We start from the raw sequence: 209 nt of genomic DNA on the forward strand, positions 1-209 counted from the left end.
AACGGTCGTATCACCGAGCTATTGCAGCAGACCCGATTCGACAGCCGGGCCGATCTGGAAACGACTTTGCTCAACTATTTAAAGCTTTACAACCATCACATTCCACAACGGGCAATCGGAGCAAAAACACCCATCCAGGCGCTCAAAGAGTGGCAGCAGAAAAAGCCAGAGCTATTCGTGAAGCGCGTTTATGATCAAACGGGACTGGA

At 50.2% G+C, this 209-nt stretch carries 1 pseudogene (running past one end of the window); it reads left to right on the forward strand.

From position 1 onward, the window contains the following. Window positions 1-209: pseudogene (locus tag GJA_RS28435) on the forward strand (IS481 family transposase) (its annotated part continues 16 nt past the right edge of the window); the annotation flags it as partial.

Source organism: Janthinobacterium agaricidamnosum NBRC 102515 = DSM 9628, assembly GCF_000723165.1.
GTDB lineage: Bacteria > Pseudomonadota > Gammaproteobacteria > Burkholderiales > Burkholderiaceae_D > Janthinobacterium > Janthinobacterium agaricidamnosum.